19 protein-coding genes are annotated in these 15,492 nt (G+C 68.8%); 4 read left to right on the plus strand and 15 right to left on the minus strand.

The annotated features are described in order from the left end of the window. Positions 1-25: 25 nt before the first annotated feature. From rdgB to CGL27_RS19700, 4 genes are all read right to left on the minus strand, one after another. The gene (gene rdgB / locus CGL27_RS19685; protein ID WP_119988966.1) at positions 26-661 is read right to left on the minus strand and encodes an RdgB/HAM1 family non-canonical purine NTP pyrophosphatase; all 636 of its coding nucleotides are present in this window, start codon (positions 659-661) and stop codon (positions 26-28) included. Positions 662-684: 23 nt separating this feature from the next. Continuing rightward, positions 685-1,080, minus strand: coding sequence for a hypothetical protein (locus CGL27_RS19690; protein ID WP_078641694.1), 396 nt, complete (start codon positions 1,078-1,080; stop codon positions 685-687). 79 nt (positions 1,081-1,159) lie between these two features. Next, positions 1,160-1,891 carry a ribonuclease PH gene (gene rph / locus CGL27_RS19695; RefSeq protein WP_119988969.1) on the minus strand — a complete coding sequence of 244 codons (732 nt, stop codon included), beginning with the start codon at positions 1,889-1,891 and terminating at the stop codon, positions 1,160-1,162. 108 nt (positions 1,892-1,999) lie between these two features. Further along, positions 2,000-2,281 carry a PTS glucose/sucrose transporter subunit IIB gene (locus CGL27_RS19700; RefSeq protein WP_257789973.1) on the minus strand — a complete coding sequence of 94 codons (282 nt, stop codon included), beginning with the start codon at positions 2,279-2,281 and terminating at the stop codon, positions 2,000-2,002. 162 nt (positions 2,282-2,443) lie between these two features. Here CGL27_RS19700 and CGL27_RS19705 point away from each other — a divergent pair, with 162 nt between their 5' ends. Beyond that, positions 2,444-3,676: a PTS transporter subunit EIIC gene (locus CGL27_RS19705; protein WP_078641696.1), complete on the plus strand. Its 1,233-nt coding sequence runs from the start codon at positions 2,444-2,446 to the stop codon at positions 3,674-3,676. Positions 3,677-3,753: 77 nt separating this feature from the next. On the opposite strand, the gene CGL27_RS19710 is transcribed toward CGL27_RS19705, so the two are convergent. The 8 genes from CGL27_RS19710 to clpS form a co-directional block, all read right to left on the minus strand. Continuing rightward, entirely contained in the window at positions 3,754-4,506 is a 753-nt protein-coding gene (locus CGL27_RS19710) for an MBL fold metallo-hydrolase (protein ID WP_014061044.1), read from the minus strand. A 190-nt stretch (positions 4,507-4,696) separates the two neighbouring features. Next, entirely contained in the window at positions 4,697-5,647 is a 951-nt protein-coding gene (locus tag CGL27_RS19715; RefSeq protein ID WP_078641698.1) for a cysteine synthase, read from the minus strand. After that, on the minus strand, positions 5,647-5,979 hold the full coding sequence (locus tag CGL27_RS19720) for a MoaD/ThiS family protein (protein ID WP_119988972.1): 333 nt from the start codon (positions 5,977-5,979) through the stop codon (positions 5,647-5,649). The genes CGL27_RS19715 and CGL27_RS19720 overlap by 1 nt, the downstream gene beginning before the upstream one ends. A gap of 93 nt (positions 5,980-6,072) precedes the next feature. Next, entirely contained in the window at positions 6,073-6,189 is a 117-nt protein-coding gene (locus CGL27_RS53550; RefSeq protein WP_014061047.1) for a putative leader peptide, read from the minus strand. A 91-nt stretch (positions 6,190-6,280) separates the two neighbouring features. Further along, positions 6,281-6,706, minus strand: a complete 426-nt coding sequence (locus CGL27_RS19725) for a M67 family metallopeptidase (RefSeq protein WP_078641700.1) — start codon at positions 6,704-6,706, stop codon at positions 6,281-6,283. Positions 6,707-6,786: 80 nt separating this feature from the next. Continuing rightward, entirely contained in the window at positions 6,787-8,199 is a 1,413-nt protein-coding gene (locus tag CGL27_RS19730; protein WP_078641701.1) for an amino acid permease, read from the minus strand. 212 nt (positions 8,200-8,411) lie between these two features. Beyond that, positions 8,412-9,023, minus strand: a complete 612-nt coding sequence (locus CGL27_RS19735) for a DUF2017 domain-containing protein (RefSeq protein ID WP_119988974.1) — start codon at positions 9,021-9,023, stop codon at positions 8,412-8,414. Beyond that, positions 9,023-9,334 carry an ATP-dependent Clp protease adapter ClpS gene (clpS, locus tag CGL27_RS19740; protein ID WP_203348453.1) on the minus strand — a complete coding sequence of 104 codons (312 nt, stop codon included), beginning with the start codon at positions 9,332-9,334 and terminating at the stop codon, positions 9,023-9,025. Before clpS ends, CGL27_RS19735 begins: the two co-directional genes overlap by 1 nt. An 83-nt stretch (positions 9,335-9,417) precedes the next feature. On the opposite strand from clpS, the gene CGL27_RS19745 reads away from it, so the two are divergent. After that, positions 9,418-10,752: a nicotinate phosphoribosyltransferase gene (locus tag CGL27_RS19745; protein WP_078641704.1), complete on the plus strand. Its 1,335-nt coding sequence runs from the start codon at positions 9,418-9,420 to the stop codon at positions 10,750-10,752. A gap of 71 nt (positions 10,753-10,823) precedes the next feature. Next, positions 10,824-11,408, plus strand: a complete 585-nt coding sequence (locus CGL27_RS19750) for a nicotinamidase (protein WP_119988975.1) — start codon at positions 10,824-10,826, stop codon at positions 11,406-11,408. Between the two features lie 136 nt (positions 11,409-11,544). On the opposite strand, the gene CGL27_RS19755 is transcribed toward CGL27_RS19750, so the two are convergent. After that, positions 11,545-11,859, minus strand: coding sequence for a hypothetical protein (locus CGL27_RS19755; protein ID WP_078641706.1), 315 nt, complete (start codon positions 11,857-11,859; stop codon positions 11,545-11,547). A gap of 133 nt (positions 11,860-11,992) precedes the next feature. Then, positions 11,993-14,380, minus strand: coding sequence for an immune inhibitor A domain-containing protein (locus CGL27_RS19760; RefSeq protein WP_119988977.1), 2,388 nt, complete (start codon positions 14,378-14,380; stop codon positions 11,993-11,995). A 317-nt stretch (positions 14,381-14,697) separates the two neighbouring features. Between CGL27_RS19760 and CGL27_RS19765 the strand changes: the two genes are divergently transcribed. Further along, the gene (locus tag CGL27_RS19765) at positions 14,698-14,979 is read left to right on the plus strand and encodes a hypothetical protein (RefSeq protein ID WP_119988979.1); all 282 of its coding nucleotides are present in this window, start codon (positions 14,698-14,700) and stop codon (positions 14,977-14,979) included. On the opposite strand, the gene CGL27_RS19770 is transcribed toward CGL27_RS19765, so the two are convergent. Further along, the gene (locus CGL27_RS19770; RefSeq protein WP_119988980.1) at positions 14,965-15,471 is read right to left on the minus strand and encodes an RDD family protein; all 507 of its coding nucleotides are present in this window, start codon (positions 15,469-15,471) and stop codon (positions 14,965-14,967) included. The two genes, CGL27_RS19765 and CGL27_RS19770, sit on opposite strands and share 15 nt — an antisense overlap. Positions 15,472-15,492: the final 21 nt, after the last annotated feature.

Here is a 15,492-nt window from a genome sequence, read left to right on the forward strand (position 1 = left end):
GGCCTGCGGCGTCCTACGGGGCCGCTCACCCCAGGAGTTCGCGGACGATCGGGGCGATCGCGCGGAACGCCTTGCCGCGGTGGCTGATGGCGTTCTTCTCCTCGGGGTCCAGTTCGGCACAGGTGCGGGTCTCGCCGTGCGGCTGGAGGATGGGGTCGTAGCCGAACCCCCCGCCGCCCACGGGCTCATGACGGAGCGTGCCGGTGAGCCGGCCGGAGACGACGCGCTCGGTGCCGTCGGGGAGGGCGAGGGCGGCGGCGCAGGCGAAGTGGGCGCCGCGGTGTTCGTCGGGGACGTCGGAGAGCTGGGCGAGCAGTAGGTCGAGATTGGCGCGGTCGTCGCCGTGCCGGCCCGACCAGCGGGCCGAGAAGATGCCCGGCGCCCCGCCGAGGACGTCCACGCACAGGCCGGAGTCGTCGGCGATGGCGGGGTGGCCGGTGGCCTGCGCCAGGGCGTGGGCCTTGAGGAGGGCGTTCTCCGCGAAGGTCACGCCGGTCTCCTTGACGTCCGGGACCTCCGGATAGGCGTCGGCGCCGACGAGTTCGGCGTCCAGGCCGATCTCGCCCAGGATCGAGCGCAGTTCGGTGATCTTGTAGGCGTTGCGGGTCGCGAGGACCAGACGGCGGGGGTGCGGGCGGTGTCCCTCAGTGTGTTGCTGCATAGCTCTCGATTATCGAGGGGAGGTCAGGGCGAGCAGACACCGGTCAGCTCGCCCGCCGCGTCCCTGACCGGAGTCATATCGGGGTGCTTGCCGCTGTCCACGGACTTCTGGACGTTGTCCAGGGCCTTCTGGAGGTCGTCCACGGCCTTGCCGACGTCCGCGTTGTCGGTGCGGTCGCCCACCTTGTCGATGTCCTTGTCGAGGGCGTCCAGGATCTTGTCGGCGTCCTGCGGATTGACCGCGGCACCGGTCAGGGCGTCCTGGAGGTTGTCCACGTCGTTGGATATCTCGACCGCGAGCTGGGCACAGTCGAGGGCCTTCTCCACCGCGCTGCAGCCGACGGTGACCGGCACGATGAGCGCGACGGCGGCGAGAGCGGTGACGGCGGTGGTACGGCGGTGACGGTGGCGCGGCGCCATGGAATGGGTCCTTCCCCGGGAACGGTGCTGGTACCTGACTAAACGCCGGGCGCCGCGCGACGGTTGCTCGGCGCCGTCGTCACCTCTCCTGGGCCAGCGCCGCGCGCTGGATTCCGCCCAGGGTCTCGCAACCGGCCACGGCGAGGTCCAGCAGCCCGTTCAGCTCCTCGCGGGCGAAGGGCTCGCCCTCCGCCGTGCCCTGCACCTCGACGAAGCGTCCGTCGCCGGTGCAGACCACGTTCATGTCGGTCTCGGCGCGCACGTCCTCCTCGTAGCAGAGGTCGAGCAGGGGCACGCCGCCGACGATGCCGACGCTGACGGCGGAGACGGTGCCGGTCAGCGGCTGCCGGGTGGCCTTGATGAGCTTCTTGCCCCGGGCCCAGCCAATGGCGTCGGCCAGCGCCACATAGGCGCCGGTGATGGCGGCGGTGCGGGTGCCGCCGTCGGCCTGGAGGACATCGCAGTCCAGGACGATGGTGTTCTCGCCGAGCGCCTTGTAGTCGATCACCGCGCGCAGCGAACGGCCGATGAGACGGGAGATCTCATGCGTACGGCCGCCGATCTTGCCGCGGACGGACTCGCGGTCGCCCCGGGTGTTGGTGGAGCGCGGCAGCATCGCGTACTCCGCGGTGACCCAGCCCTCGCCGCTGCCCTTGCGCCAGCGCGGCACGCCCTCGGTGACGCTCGCGGTGCACAGGACCCGCGTATCGCCGAAGGAGACGAGGACCGAGCCCTCGGCATGCTTACTCCATCCGCGCTCGATGGTCACGGGTCGGAGCTGGTCGGGGGTGCGGCCGTCGATACGAGACATGAGATGAGCCTATCGGCATCGCGGAGGCCCCCGGTCCGCGTCCGGCGAGGGCCCCGCTCCCGGGGGACGGCACTCCGGGCCCGGAAGGTCACATCAGGTCTCGGGAGGTCACATCAGGTCTTCGATCTCGGCGGCGACGGGGTCCGCGTCGGCGCCGATGACCACCTGGATCGCCGTGCCCATCTTCACCACGCCATGGGCACCGGCGGCCTTCAGGAGGGCCTCGTCGACCAGGGCGGCGTCCTTGACCTCGGTGCGCAGGCGGGTGATGCAGCCCTCGATCTCGACGATGTTGTCGATGCCGCCGAGCCCCTCGACGATCTTGTCAGCCTTGGTGGCCATGTTCGCTCCTGTCGTCCTGCTGTCCGCGTGGTGTCCGCGTTGCGGCAAATGGTCTACACCATTATGCGGGTGAGGAAGTCACTCGTCACTTGGAACGATAGATTCCTTTAGCGGATCCCTACGTGCTACAACAGGTCTACACCACATGTGGTTTAGACCATAGCGCGGGCCGCCCCTCCCCTGAGAGCCCGCCTCACCAGGAGGAATCCGATGAGTACGGCCACCGCCCCGGCCGCGCCCGCCCAGAAGCGGGGTGCCGGTCTGATCAAGGGTATGCAGAAGATCGGGCGCAGCCTCCAGCTCCCCGTCGCCGCTCTGCCCGCCGCGGGCATCCTGAGCCGGCTCGGCCAGGACGATGTCTTCGGCAAGACGGGACTCGGCTGGAACAAGCTCGCGGAGATCTTCGCCCACGCGGGCGGCGCGCTCTTCGACAACCTGGCCCTGCTCTTCTGCATCGGCGTGGCCATCGGCTTCGCGAAGAAGTCGGACGGCACCACGGCGTTCGCGGGCCTGGTCGGCTTCCTCGTCTACAAGAACGTCCTGACCGGCTTCGTCAGCGAGGTGACCGGCAAGCCGGAGGACCCGGGCGTCCTCGGCGGCATCGTGGTCGGCCTGACCGCCGCGGTGCTGTGGGAGAAGTACCACCGCACCCGGCTGCCGGACTGGCTGGGCTTCTTCAGCGGCCGTCGCTTCATCCCGATCCTGATGTCCTTCGCGGGCGTGATCTACGGCGTGCTCTTCGGTTACCTGTGGGGCCCGATAGGCGACGGCCTCAACAACTTCTCCGAGTGGCTGTCGTCCAATGGCGCGGTCGGCTCGGGGATCTTCGGTGTGGTCAACCGGCTGCTGATCCCGGTCGGCATGCACATGCTGCTGAACTCGTTCGCCTGGTTCCAGTTCGGCGACTTCAGCTCCGGCGGCCAGACCTGGCACGGCGACATCGCGCGCTACTTCCACGACGACCCGTCGGCCGGAATGTTCATGACGGGCTTCTTCCCGATCATGATGTTCGCGCTGCCCGCCGCCGGTCTGGCGATCGCGCACTGCGCCCGTCCCGAGCGGCGCAAGGCCGTGATGGGCATGATGATCTCGGTCTCGCTGACGGCGTTCGTCTGCGGTGTCACCGAGCCGATCGAGTTCTCGTTCATGTTCATCGCGCCCCTGCTGTACGGCATCCACGCGGTGCTGACGGGCCTGTCCATGGCGCTGACCTGGGCACTCGGCATCCGCAGCGGCTTCACCTTCTCCGGCGGGCTGTTCGACTATCTGCTGGGGTGGTCGCACAGCGAGAAGGCCTGGATGCTGATCCCGATCGGGCTGGCGTTCAGCGTCGTCTACTACGTGGTCTTCCGCTTCGTGATCACGAAGTTCAACATCCCGACGCCGGGACGAGAACCGGAGGACTCCCTGGACGACGCCGCGGTGGCGGACGGCAAGAAGTAGCCACCGAGCACGCACCACGGTGAACGACGAAGCGCCGGGCTGGTCCTCCAGCCCGGCGCTTCGTCGTTCACCGTCCGTTACACCTCGTAGACCGCGCCCGCCTTGGCCAGCTCCACCGGGCCGCCGAAGACCGCCTGGGCGTCGCGCTGGTTGATCTGGGGGTCCGTCCACGGCGGGATGTGGGTGAGCACCATGCTCCCGACCCCCGCCCGCAGCGCGTGTTCACCCGCCTGGCGGCCGTTGAGATGCAGCTCCGGGATGTCCTCCTTGCCGTGCGTGAAGGCCGCCTCGCACAGGAAGAGGTCGCCGCCCCGGGCCAGGTCCACCAGAGCCTCACAGGGGCCCGTGTCGCCCGAGTAGACCAGCGAGCGGCCGCCGTACTCGATCCGGAAGCCGAACGCCTCCACGGGGTGGCAGACGCGCTCGGCGCGGATGGTGAAGGGGCCGATGTCGAAGCTGCCGGGCGTCAGGGTGCGGAAGTCGAAGACCTCACGCATCGACTTCTCATCGGGCAGGTCGTCGTACGCCTGGACCAGCCGCCGCTCGGTGTCCTCGGGGCCGTAGACGGGGATCGCCTCGGCGCGGCCACCGTCGTGCCGGTAGTAGCGCGCGACGAAGTATCCGCACATGTCGATGAAGTGATCGGGGTGAAGATGGGACAGCAGTACAGCGTCGAGGTCGTAGAGACCGCAGTGGCGCTGCAGCTCGCCAAGGGCGCCATTGCCCATGTCGAGGAGCAGCCGGAAGCCGTCGGCCTCTACGAGGTAGCTCGAGCAGGCCGATTCCGCGGACGGGAACGACCCTGAGCATCCGACGACGGTGAGCTTCATGAAGCAGGAACCTCCTTGAGGGGTCCCCATGCCGAAGGCCATGGGCGGTGCGGGGGGTCATGCGGTGCCCACGAGCGTAAGGCGCAAAAGCCCAGGCAGCTCCTCCATGGGCCCGCGTTGTGGGCGGAATCACCAGGACGGAGCCGGGTGGCGCCCGGCCATGCCCCCGCCGGCCGACCGGCCCGAAGGGCTACGCCCAGAGCTGGCCGTGCAGCGTCGCGATCGCCTCCTCGGTGGTGGCCGCCGTGTAGACACCGGTGGAGAGGTACTTCCAGCCACCGTCGGCGACGATGAAGACCACATCGGCGCTCTGCCCGGCCTTGACCGCCTTACCGGCGACACCGAGGGCGGCGTGCAGGGCCGCACCGGTCGACACGCCCGCGAAAATGCCTTCCTGGGCGAGGAGTTCCCGAGTGCGGGTCACCGCGTCCTCGGAGCCGACGGAGAAGCGGGTGGTCAGCACGGACTCGTCGTACAGCTCGGGGACGAACCCCTCGTCCAGGTTGCGGAGTCCGTAGACGACGTCGTCGTACCGCGGTTCGGCCGCGACGATCTGGACGTCCGGCTTGTTCTCGCGCAGGAAGCGGCCGACGCCCATCAGGGTGCCGGTGGTGCCGAGACCCGCGACGAAGTGGGTGAGGGAGGGCAGGTCGGCGAGGATCTCGGGGCCGGTGGTGGCGTAGTGGGCACCGGCGTTGTCGGGGTTTCCGTACTGGTACAGCATCACCCAGTCCGGGTGCTGCTCCGCCAGCTCCTTGGCCACCCGGACGGCGGTGTTGGAACCGCCGGCGGCGGGCGAGGAGATGATCTCCGCACCCCACATGGCGAGGAGCTGGCGCCGCTCCTCGCTGGTGTTCTCCGGCATCACGCAGACGATGCGGTAGCCCTTGAGCTTGGCCGCCATCGCGAGCGAGATACCGGTGTTGCCGGAGGTGGGCTCGAGGATGGTGCAGCCGGGGGTCAACCGGCCGTCCTTCTCGGCCTGTTCGATCATATGGAGCGCGGGGCGGTCCTTGATCGAGCCGGTCGGGTTGCGGTCCTCCAGCTTGGCCCAGATCCGTACGTCGGAGGAGGGCGAGAGCCGCGGCAGCCGGACGAGCGGCGTATTGCCGACCGCGGCCAAGGGGCTGTCGTACCGCATCAGAGCATGCCCGCCCGTCGCCCGGCCACCACCCCAGCAGGACGGGGCTCCGCCCCGAGAGCCCCACCTGCCACGGCGGGGAGGATGGTCACGCTGTCGCCGTCCGCGAGCTTGGTGGAGATACCGTCGAGGAAGCGGACGTCCTCGTCGTTCAGATAGACGTTGACGAAGCGGCGCAGCTCACCGCCGTCGACCAGGCGCTCCTGGATCCCGGCGTGCCGGGTCTCGAGGTCGGTGAAGAGCTCGGCAAGCGTGGTCCCGCTGCCCTCGACCGCCTTCTGGCCGTCGGTGTAGGTGCGGAGGATGGTCGGGATGCGGACCTCGATGGCCATGTCTGGGCTCCTGTCGGAGGGCGGGGGGGTCTCCCGGGCCGGAGCGGCCGGGAGGGCGTCGTCGAAGGGCGTCGGGGCGTCTCGGGTGCGCGCTCAGGCGGCCACGGCGCGGCGCGGACACATCGCGCTGGCGAGCCGGCACAGGTCGACGTGGAGCCGCGCCACGAGCAGCATGCCCGGCGTCTTCTCGCTCACGTCATCGAAAACCATGGACTCATCGTATCGATTCCCGGTCCGGGCTCCGGTAGGTCATCCCGTGATACGGACGGGTAATGACCGCGATACGAGACGCGCAGGTCACTCAGGTGCCCGGGACGATCTCGACCTCTTCCTCGGTGACCTCGCCGTCCACGATCCGGAAGGACCGGAACTGGACGGGTCCCTCGTCATTGCCGCATTCCGCCGTGGAGACCAGGACGTAGTGGGCACCGGGCTCATTGGCGTAGGAGATATCGGTGCGTGAGGGGTATGCCTCGGTGGCGGTGTGCGAGTGGTAGATGACCACCGGCTCCTCGTCCCGGTCGTCCATCTCGCGGTAGAGCTTGAGCAGGTCACCCGAGTCGAACTCGTAGAAGGTGGGCGAGCGGGCCGCGTTCAGCATCGGGATGAACCGCTCGGCTCGGCCGCTTCCGGCCGGGCCCGCGATCACGCCGCATGCCTCGTCCGGGTGGTCCGCGCGGGCGTGCGCGACGATCTTGTCGTGGAGCGCCTGGGTGATGGTCAGCATGAGCACACAATAGGAGGCAGGCTCCGGACAGTGGTCCGGAGCCCGCCTGCTGAGATACGGCGCCCGAAAGGCGATACGGCTTACTTGCGCGCGTACTCCGGCTCCGCCTCGGCGTGCGCACCCGGCTGGCCACCCTCGCGCGACTTCAGCATGAACCAGCCGATCACCAGGAACACGGCCCAGCCGGCGCCCACGTACAGACAGACCCGGGCGTCCTTGTCGTACGCGATCAGGCAGGTCACGCCGATCAGGAAGATCAGCGCCACCCAGCTGAAGACGGCGCCACCCGGGGCCGGGAAGGACGAGGCCGGCAGCCGGCCGGAGGTCACGGCCTTGCGGTACTTGATATGACTGATAAGGATCATCGCCCAGGCCCAGATGCCCGCGGCCGTGGACACCGAGGTGACGTACGTGAACGCCTTCTCCGGGACGACGTAGTTGAGGATCACGCCGATGCCCATCAGCAGCGCCGAGACGGTGATGCCGATGGCCGGGGTCTTACGGGCGTTGAGCAGACCGAAGGCCTTCGGGGCCTCGTTGTTGGCGGACAGGCCGCGCAGCATCCGGCCGGTGGAGTACATCCCGGAGTTGCAGGAGGACAGCGCCGCGGTGAGCACGACGAAGTTGACGATGCCGGCCGCGAACGGGATGCCGATCTTGGAGAAGGCATGCACGAAGGGGCTCTCGCCGGCCGAGAACTCGGTCCACTTGACCACGGCGAGCAGCACCACCAGGGCACCGACGTAGAAGATGATGATGCGCCAGGGCAGCGTGTTGATCGCCTTGGGCAGGGTCTTCTCGGGGTCCTCGGACTCGCCCGCGGTGACGCCGACCAGCTCGACGGCGAGGTAGGCGAACATCACACCCTGGAGGGTCATCAGGCTGTCGCCGATGCCGTTGGGGAAGACCCCGCCGTGGGACCAGAGGTTGGAGGCGGCGGCCGTGTCACCGGCGTCGGAGAAGCCGAGGGTGAGCACGCCCAGGCCGATCACGATCATGCCGATGATGGCGGTGACCTTGACCATCGAGAACCAGAACTCGACCTCACCGAAGATCTTCACCGAGATCAGGTTGACGCCGAACAGCACCACCAGGAAGACCAGGGCGCTGACCCACTGCGGGATCGAGGGGTACCAGTAGTTGATGTAGATGGCGGCGGCCGTGAGCTCGGCCATGCCGGTCACCACCCACATCAGCCAGTACGTCCACCCCGTGACAAAGCCGAAGAACGGGCCGAGGAACTCCCGAACGTATTCCGCGAAGGACCCGGAGACCGGGCGGTAGAGGAGCAGCTCACCGAGCGCTCTCATGATGAAGAAGATGACCACGCCCGCGAGGGCGTACATCAGGATGATGCTCGGGCCGGCCTTGGCGATGTTCGCTCCGGCGCCCATGAACAGGCCGACGCCGATGGCGCCACCGATTGCGATCATCTGTACCTGGCGACTGCCCAGGCCGCGCTCATAGCCCTCTTCAGGAGCCGCTGAGGTCATATTGCTGCGCCTTTCTCCCTGTGGCGGCTGGCTGGCGATCGTGAAGATTTACCACGACCGCAACGCCGATCGACTGAGCAGCGTGTGGTGCACGCCACAGGGAGAAGCGGACAAACGTTATGTCGCGCAATAAAGTTCACAACCGCAGTGATGCGATCGTTATCCGGAGTTGAGCATCCTCTAAACGAACACTCAGTAATCGCCGGAGAGAGTTATTCCGGCATCAGGGTCTCGACGAGGGTCTCCTGCAGCCCGCCGAGCCAGAAGTACGCCATCACCATCGGCTTGCGCGGATCGGAGTCCGGCAGCCGCAGCAGGTCACCGCCGTCGTCCTCGTCGGTGACCTCCAGCCGGGTACCGATGGCCAGCCGCAGGTCGTTCAGGGCGGTCAGCCAGTGCCGGGCCTTCTCCGGCGCCAGCTCCAGCACACCCGGGGCCCCGGCGGACGCCCCGGAGGCCAGCGAGTCCAGGTCGCGCACGATCGTCAGGGCGTCGTCGCGCTTGCGCGCCCGCAGGTCGTTCTCGGTGAAGCGGCGGAACTCCGCGGACGCCTCCCGCGCCTCCTTCTCCTCCCGCGGCCCCAGCTCCTGGTCCGGGGCGCAGTAGGCGTCCGGGAACAGCCGGGCCAGCGCGGGATCGGCCGGCGGCTTGCTGGGGCCGTCGGCGAAGAGCGCGTCCAGGGGGTCACCGCCCTCGGCGGGCTGGTCGCCCGGGCCGATCAGCTCGGCGAGCTGCATGGCCAGGCTGCGCAGAATGGAGATCTCGACCTCGTCCAGCGCGAGGGCGGCGCCGCCGCCGGGCAGCGGCTCGAAGCGTCCCGACATCAGCGCTCCTGCTGGAGGGTCGCCCACAGGCCGTAGCCGTGCATCGCCTGCACGTCGCGCTCCATCTCCTCGCGGCTGCCGCTCGAGACGATCGCGCGGCCTTTGTGGTGGACGTCGAGCATCAAACGGTGCGCCTTGTCCTTGGAATAGCCGAAATAGCTCTGGAAGACGTAGGTCACATAGCTCATGAGATTGACGGGGTCGTTGTGCACCACCGTCACCCAGGGAACGTCGGGCTCGGGCACCGACATCGGTGCTTCACGGGTTTCGGGACGTTCGATCTCCACGGGCGTGACACTCACACGTCCCATGCTGCCACCCGGCACTGTCCGTCGCATAAACCGGCACCCAGATCTCGTCAGTCTGACGAGTACGGGAGGTAGCATCGTCAACCATGGACACTGCGGACTTGGGACTGCCGGTGGACGTGCCGTCGACCGCACTCTTCACCGACCGGTACGAACTCACCATGCTGCAGGCCGCGCTGCGGGCGGGCACCGCCGACCGCCGCTCGGTCTTCGAGGTATTCACCAGGCGCCTCCCCGAGGGCCGCCGCTACGGTGTCGTCGCGGGCACCGGGCGGGTGCTGGACGCCGTCGAGAACTTCCGCTTCGACAGCGACGTCCTGGACTTCCTCGCCCAGCAGCGGATCGTGGACGAGCCGACCCTCACCTGGCTCGCCGACTACCGCTTCCGCGGCGACATCTGGGGCTACCCCGAGGGCGAGGTCTACTTCCCCGGCTCGCCGATCATGCGGGTGGAGGGCACCTTCGCCGAGGCGGTGCTGCTGGAGACGGTCATCCTCTCCATCTTCAACCACGACTCCGCGGTGGCCGCCGCCGCGTCCCGGATGTCCACCGCCGCCGGCGGCCGGCCGCTCATCGAGATGGGTGCCCGCCGCACCCATGAGCTGGCCGCCGTCGCCGCCGCCCGCGCCGCCTACGTCGGCGGCTTCGCCACCACCTCCGACCTCGCGGCCGGATTCCGCTACAACATCCCCACCGTGGGCACCAGCGCCCACGCCTTCACCCTGCTGCACGACAGCGAGCGGGACGCCTTCACGGCGCAGGTCCAGGCGCACGGCAGCGGCACCACCCTGCTCGTGGACACCTATGACGTCGCCGAGGCGGTGCGCACCGCCGTGGAGGTGGCCGGCAAGGATCTGGGCGCCGTAAGGATCGACTCCGGCGATCTGCTGCTGCTCGCCCACCGGGTGCGCCAGCAGCTCGACGAGCTGGGCGCCAAGAACACCAGGATCACGGTGACCAGCGATCTCGACGAATACGCGATCGCCTCGCTGGCCGCGGCCCCCGTGGACGCGTACGGGGTCGGCACCCAGCTCGTCACCGGCAGCGGCCACCCCACCTGCTCGATGGTCTACAAGCTAGTCGCGCGGGCCGGTTCGGACACCCCGGACGCGCCGCTGCTGCCGGTGGCCAAGAAGTCCATGGGCGCGAAGTCCTCGGTGGGCGGCCGCAAATGGGCGGCGCGGCGGGTGGACGAGCACGGTGTGGCCGAGGCCGAGGTGGTCGGCACCGGTGCGGTCCCCGAGGAGCTGGCGGGCCATCAGCTGCTGGTGGAGCTGGTGCGCGGCGGCGAGATCGTGGCCCGGGAGCCGCTGGACGCGGCGCGGGACCGGCATATAGCGGCCCGGGCCGGGCTGCCGCTGTCGGCGACCCAGCTCTCGCGCGGGGAGCCGGTCCTGCCCACCGAGTACCTGCCGGCCTGAGGCGCGTCATGAGGGGGAACGCGGGGCATGCCCACTGCCGCAATCGACGCGGAGTGTCTACCCTCGGTGACATGCACCGGGCACTGATCGTCGTCGACATCCAGAACGACTTCTGCGAGGGCGGAAGCCTCGCGGTGACGGGGGGCGCGGATGTCGCCGCCGCGATCACCGATCTGATCGGGGAGGCGACGCCCGGTTACCGCCATATCGTCGCCACGCGTGATCACCACATCGCCCCGGGCGATCACTTCTCGGACCACCCGGACTACGAGCACACCTGGCCGGTGCACTGCGTCGCGGGCACCGAGGGTGTCGGGTTCCACCCGAACTTCGCGCCCGCCGTCGGCTCCGGCGCGATCGAGGCGGTCTTCGACAAGGGCGCGTACAAGGCGGCGTACAGCGGTTTCGAGGGCATCGACGAGCACGGCACCTCGCTCGCCCAGTGGCTGCGCGAGCGGGAGGTGACCGAGGTGGACGTGGTGGGCATCGCCACCGACCACTGCGTCCGGGCCACCGCGCTGGACGCGCGCCGCGAGGGGTTCGCCACGCATGTCCTGCTGGACCTGACCGCGGGCGTCTCCCCGGACACCACCGAGCGCGCCCTGGGCGAGCTGCGGGCGGCCGGGGTCGAGCTCAGCGGCAAGCCGGTCGTCTGAGGGCGCCGGAGGCGCTCTGGGCGCCCCCAGCCGCCCTGGCGGCCCCTTGCGGCCGCCCTCCGGGCCCCGGCGCCACGAGGGGCCCCGATGCTACGAGGAGCCGGCGTTACGAGGCCGGGGCCGAGGTGCCCCGGCGTTACGAGGCCGGGGCCGGCGGTCTGAGCAGAGCGGCGATCGGATGCCAGAGCTCCCCTCCCCGGTCCGGCGCGGTGCGCCAGACCAGCCCGTCGGGATGGTGCAGCACCGCCGTCACCTCGTCGGGTGTCGGCGGGGCCATATTGCCGCGCAGGTAGACGGCGCGAAGCCCGAGATTGCGCAGCCTGGTCAGGGCGCGCTGGCGGTTCATGGCGTGTACCAGGACGCGGACGCCGCCCTCGCCCAGCGGGCTCGGCAGCGTCAGTGCGACCACCACGCTGCCGCCGGGCAGCTTGGTGAATCCTCCGTTGGCCATTGCGGGTCATGTCCCCCGTGAGACGTCGTGTCAACAAGTTGGTCGTAGGGGCATCTAAACGCGAACGGCCGCCGCCCGCTAGGGGGCGACGGCCGCTGCCGCTCTGACCTGCGATAACGCAGACGGTGTGGATCTAGGAGGCGGACGGTCCGACCTGGACGGTCATCGTCGAGCCGCCCGGGAGCTCCTTGAGGATCTTGACCCGGGTGTTGGTGTCAGCAATCTTCACACTGCCGGTCGGATTGCCCTTGTCCCAGTACGTCCCCTTGTGGTCATCGAAGACCGGGATGCCCGGCTTCGGCTTCACCTTGGCGGCCTTACCGTCGTTGTGCAGCGTGAAGCCGTCCGACGGGAGCCGGCTGAAGGGCGAGTCGTACGCCTGGATCCGGTTGCGCATCAGCGTGCCGTCGGCCCACTTCTCGGGGGTGGCGTGCGCGTCGATCGGCAGGATCAGACCGCTGCCCGGGTGGACGCCGACGTTGTTGTCCGGCTGCGAGGTGTCCCACTGCCAGATCAGCAGGCCGTTCTGGTACGGGAAGTGCTCGACCCAGTCGGGCCGGGTGGAGGCCCAGCCGAAGTTGTACGGACCGGTCTTCAGGGTGGTGTCGTACGACACGTACTGGCGGTTCTCGGCGATGTAGTACTGCGGGTAGTCCTTGCTGAAGGACGCGCCGATGCGCGAGAAGCCGTTCGCGGTCCAGCCGTTGTCATCGCCCTCGGCGCCGTCGCTGAAGACCGGGGTGCCATCGGCGGTCAGAGTGATCGCGTCGGCCGCGAAGCCCTTCTGCGCCACACCGCCGTCGGTCTGGTAGCGGAAGCGGAGCTCGATCTTCTTGCCCGCGTAGGCGTCCAGCGGGAAGGAGAGCTTCTTGTACGCCCCGGCGGTGCCGGTCAGCGCGGGCTTGTCACCGGCGTCGCGCGGGATGGCCTTGCCGTCCGCCGTACCGTCGATCGGCGTCCAGTTGGCGCCGCCGTCGGTGGAGACCTCGGTGTAGAGGTAGTCGAAGTTCTCCTCGATGTCCCACCAGCCCTGGAGGTCCAGGCTGGCCTTGGACTTACCGGTGAGGTCCACGGACCGGGTCAGGGTGTTCTTCAGGTCGTCCCCCATCCCGCTCCACCACTGCTTGGTGCCCTCGGCGGGGGCGACCACCTCGGTGGTGACGGGCTTGGCGGGCAACTCGACGACCAGCGCCTGCTTGTTCTTGGTGTTGTACTCCGCGACCCCGAGCGTGTGGGTCGACTTCTTCCCGGCCTTGGCCGTGGCGTAGTTCAGCCACCCGAGCTGCAGCTTGTCCCAGGCGTTCATATCGCCGGGCAGATCGCCGATGGCGTCCTTACCGGTGCCGAGCCAGGATCCCGCGGACATCAGCGACCAGTAGGCAACGGACGACTCCCCCTTACCGGTGGTGTCGTACTCGTCCGGCAGGCCCAGGTCATGGCCGTACTCATGGGCGAAGACGCCGAGGCCGCCGTTCTCCGGCTGCATCGTGTAGTCGCCGACCCAGATGCCGGTGTCGCCGATCTGCGTACCGCCCGACTTGTTCTCGCCCGGGCCGGTGTTGCCCGCGTCGGTGCCGTACGCGTACCAGCGGTGCGCCCAGATCGCGTTCTCGCCCTCGGCCCCGCCGCCCGCGGACTCGTCCTCACCGGCGTGGACGATCTGGAAGTGGTCGATGTAGCCGTCGGGCTCGTTGAAGTTGCCGTCGGCGTCGTAGTCGTAGCGGTCCCACTGGTCGTACTTGGCCAGGTCCGCCTTGATCTGCGCGTCGGTGCGGCCGGCCGCCTTCTGGTCCTTGGCCCACTGGTTGACGCCGTCGCGGATCAGGTCCCAGGCGTTGGCGCAGTTGGTGTCGCCGCAGTAGTTGGAGCCGTACCGGGCCTCGTTCCAGTCGACCTTGACCCAGTCGGAGACCTCGCCGTCCACGGAGTAGCGGCCCGAGGACTGCTTCTCGTAGTACTTCTTCAGGGACTCCTTCTTCTTGTCCTTGGAGAAGTAGAGGTCCTGGAAGTGCTCGCGGTTGTAGTCCTTCTGCCAGGCCGTGCTGTTGTCGTCGGCGCGGTCCGGCTCGGCGATGGTGTTGTGCGCCGGTCCGGGCTCGCCGCCGTACTTCTTCACCGGCGGCTCGGGGCCGTCACCGTCCGGGTCGTACATGGTGGTGTCGTCCACCTTGTCGCCGAACTCGACCAGGATGGTGAAGATCTTGTCGGTCTTCTCCCGGGCCAGCTCGACGTACTTGCCCTTGCCGAGCTTCACCACCTTCGACGCCCCGCGCGTGGTCGCCTTGGTGTCGCCGGAGATGACCTGACGCAGCGCCTCCTGGCGCTGCGCCTCCTGCTGCTTGCTGTACGGGCCCTCGAGATCGTGCTGGACATCCGTCTTCGCGGGCGCCGGATCATGGCGCTCAACACGCGTAGACGGCGCGTCCGCCTGAGCCATGCCAGTCGAGAGTGCCGCCGCGCCGAGCGCGGCCACCACGGTGGCTATGGCGGCCGATCTGGCCGTTCTCCGTTGGCTGTTCACTCGCTCAGTCCTCCCCTTTCACACCGGTGCCGGACATTTGACCGGAGTGGCAGGAGAAAAGACAGACCTTGACTTGGGCTGATGGGGCAAGTACGTTCTGCGATCCCGGCGTTCCGGTTAACGGACAGCAACGGGCGCGCCGTGCGCGCCGGTTGGAACAGCCGATGATTCCGTGCGCCCCCTGTGCAACGGCGCCGTGGGTGAGGTCACGCTTACTTCCGTTCCCCCTCGGGCATTCACCACCGTAGAGTCAAGCTGACGGTCACATCAGCCTGACCCATGCCCCCTGCATATCGCCCTTGAGGACGGATACCGCCATGCCGCGTCCGACTCCTGCACAGCTTGCCTATGGTTCGGCCACCGTCGTTCTTTCGACCTTCGCCATGCTGCTGCTGTCCCAGACCCAATCGGGACTCGGTATCGCGGTGGTCACCGTGGTCGGGCTCGCGTCCGGGCTCCTCGTCGCCGTCACCGTGCCGGTGGCCCGGGCGTCCCGCCCCAGCCGCACCGTCCGCACCAGCAGCCCCACGGCTGGGTCCGGACCGGCCGACTCGGCGGGGGCGCGCACCCGGGCGCACGCCGACTCAATGCGCGGCTGACACCACCACGGTCCGCGCGGCCTTGTCGTGCAGACAGCGCTGGAACGGCTTGTCCCACAGTAGGGAGGCCGAGTTGACCAGCCAGAAAACCGTGCCGACGAGCAGCGGGATCAGCATCCCGGGCAGTACGTAGACCGCCGCGCGGACCCAGCCCTGACCGGCCGGCACATCCCCGTCGGCGAGCATCGCCACCCGGATGCGCAGCGCCCTCTTGCCGAGCGTCTGTCCGCTGCGGGCCAGCATGACGCCCTCGTAGCCGAAGTAGACGGCCATCGTGACGATGAGCGCGAGGGTCACCTTGCCCATGTGCTGCTCGCCCGGGTGGTCCATCGTGTACTGGAGCGCGCCGGTCGCGATGAGCGCCACCGTCCAGATGACGCCGAGGACGATGATGTCGATCAGCCGGGCGGCGAAGCGCTGACCAGGGGTGGCCAGCGGGGGCATCCCGGCGGGGAACGCGTGCGGGGGCGAGGACAGCGGGTCGGGGGCCATGCCCCGATTACATCAGCGCTC

The organism is Streptomyces sp. 11-1-2, assembly GCF_003595545.1.
Classification (GTDB): Bacteria; Actinomycetota; Actinomycetes; order Streptomycetales; family Streptomycetaceae; genus Streptomyces; species Streptomyces hygroscopicus_B.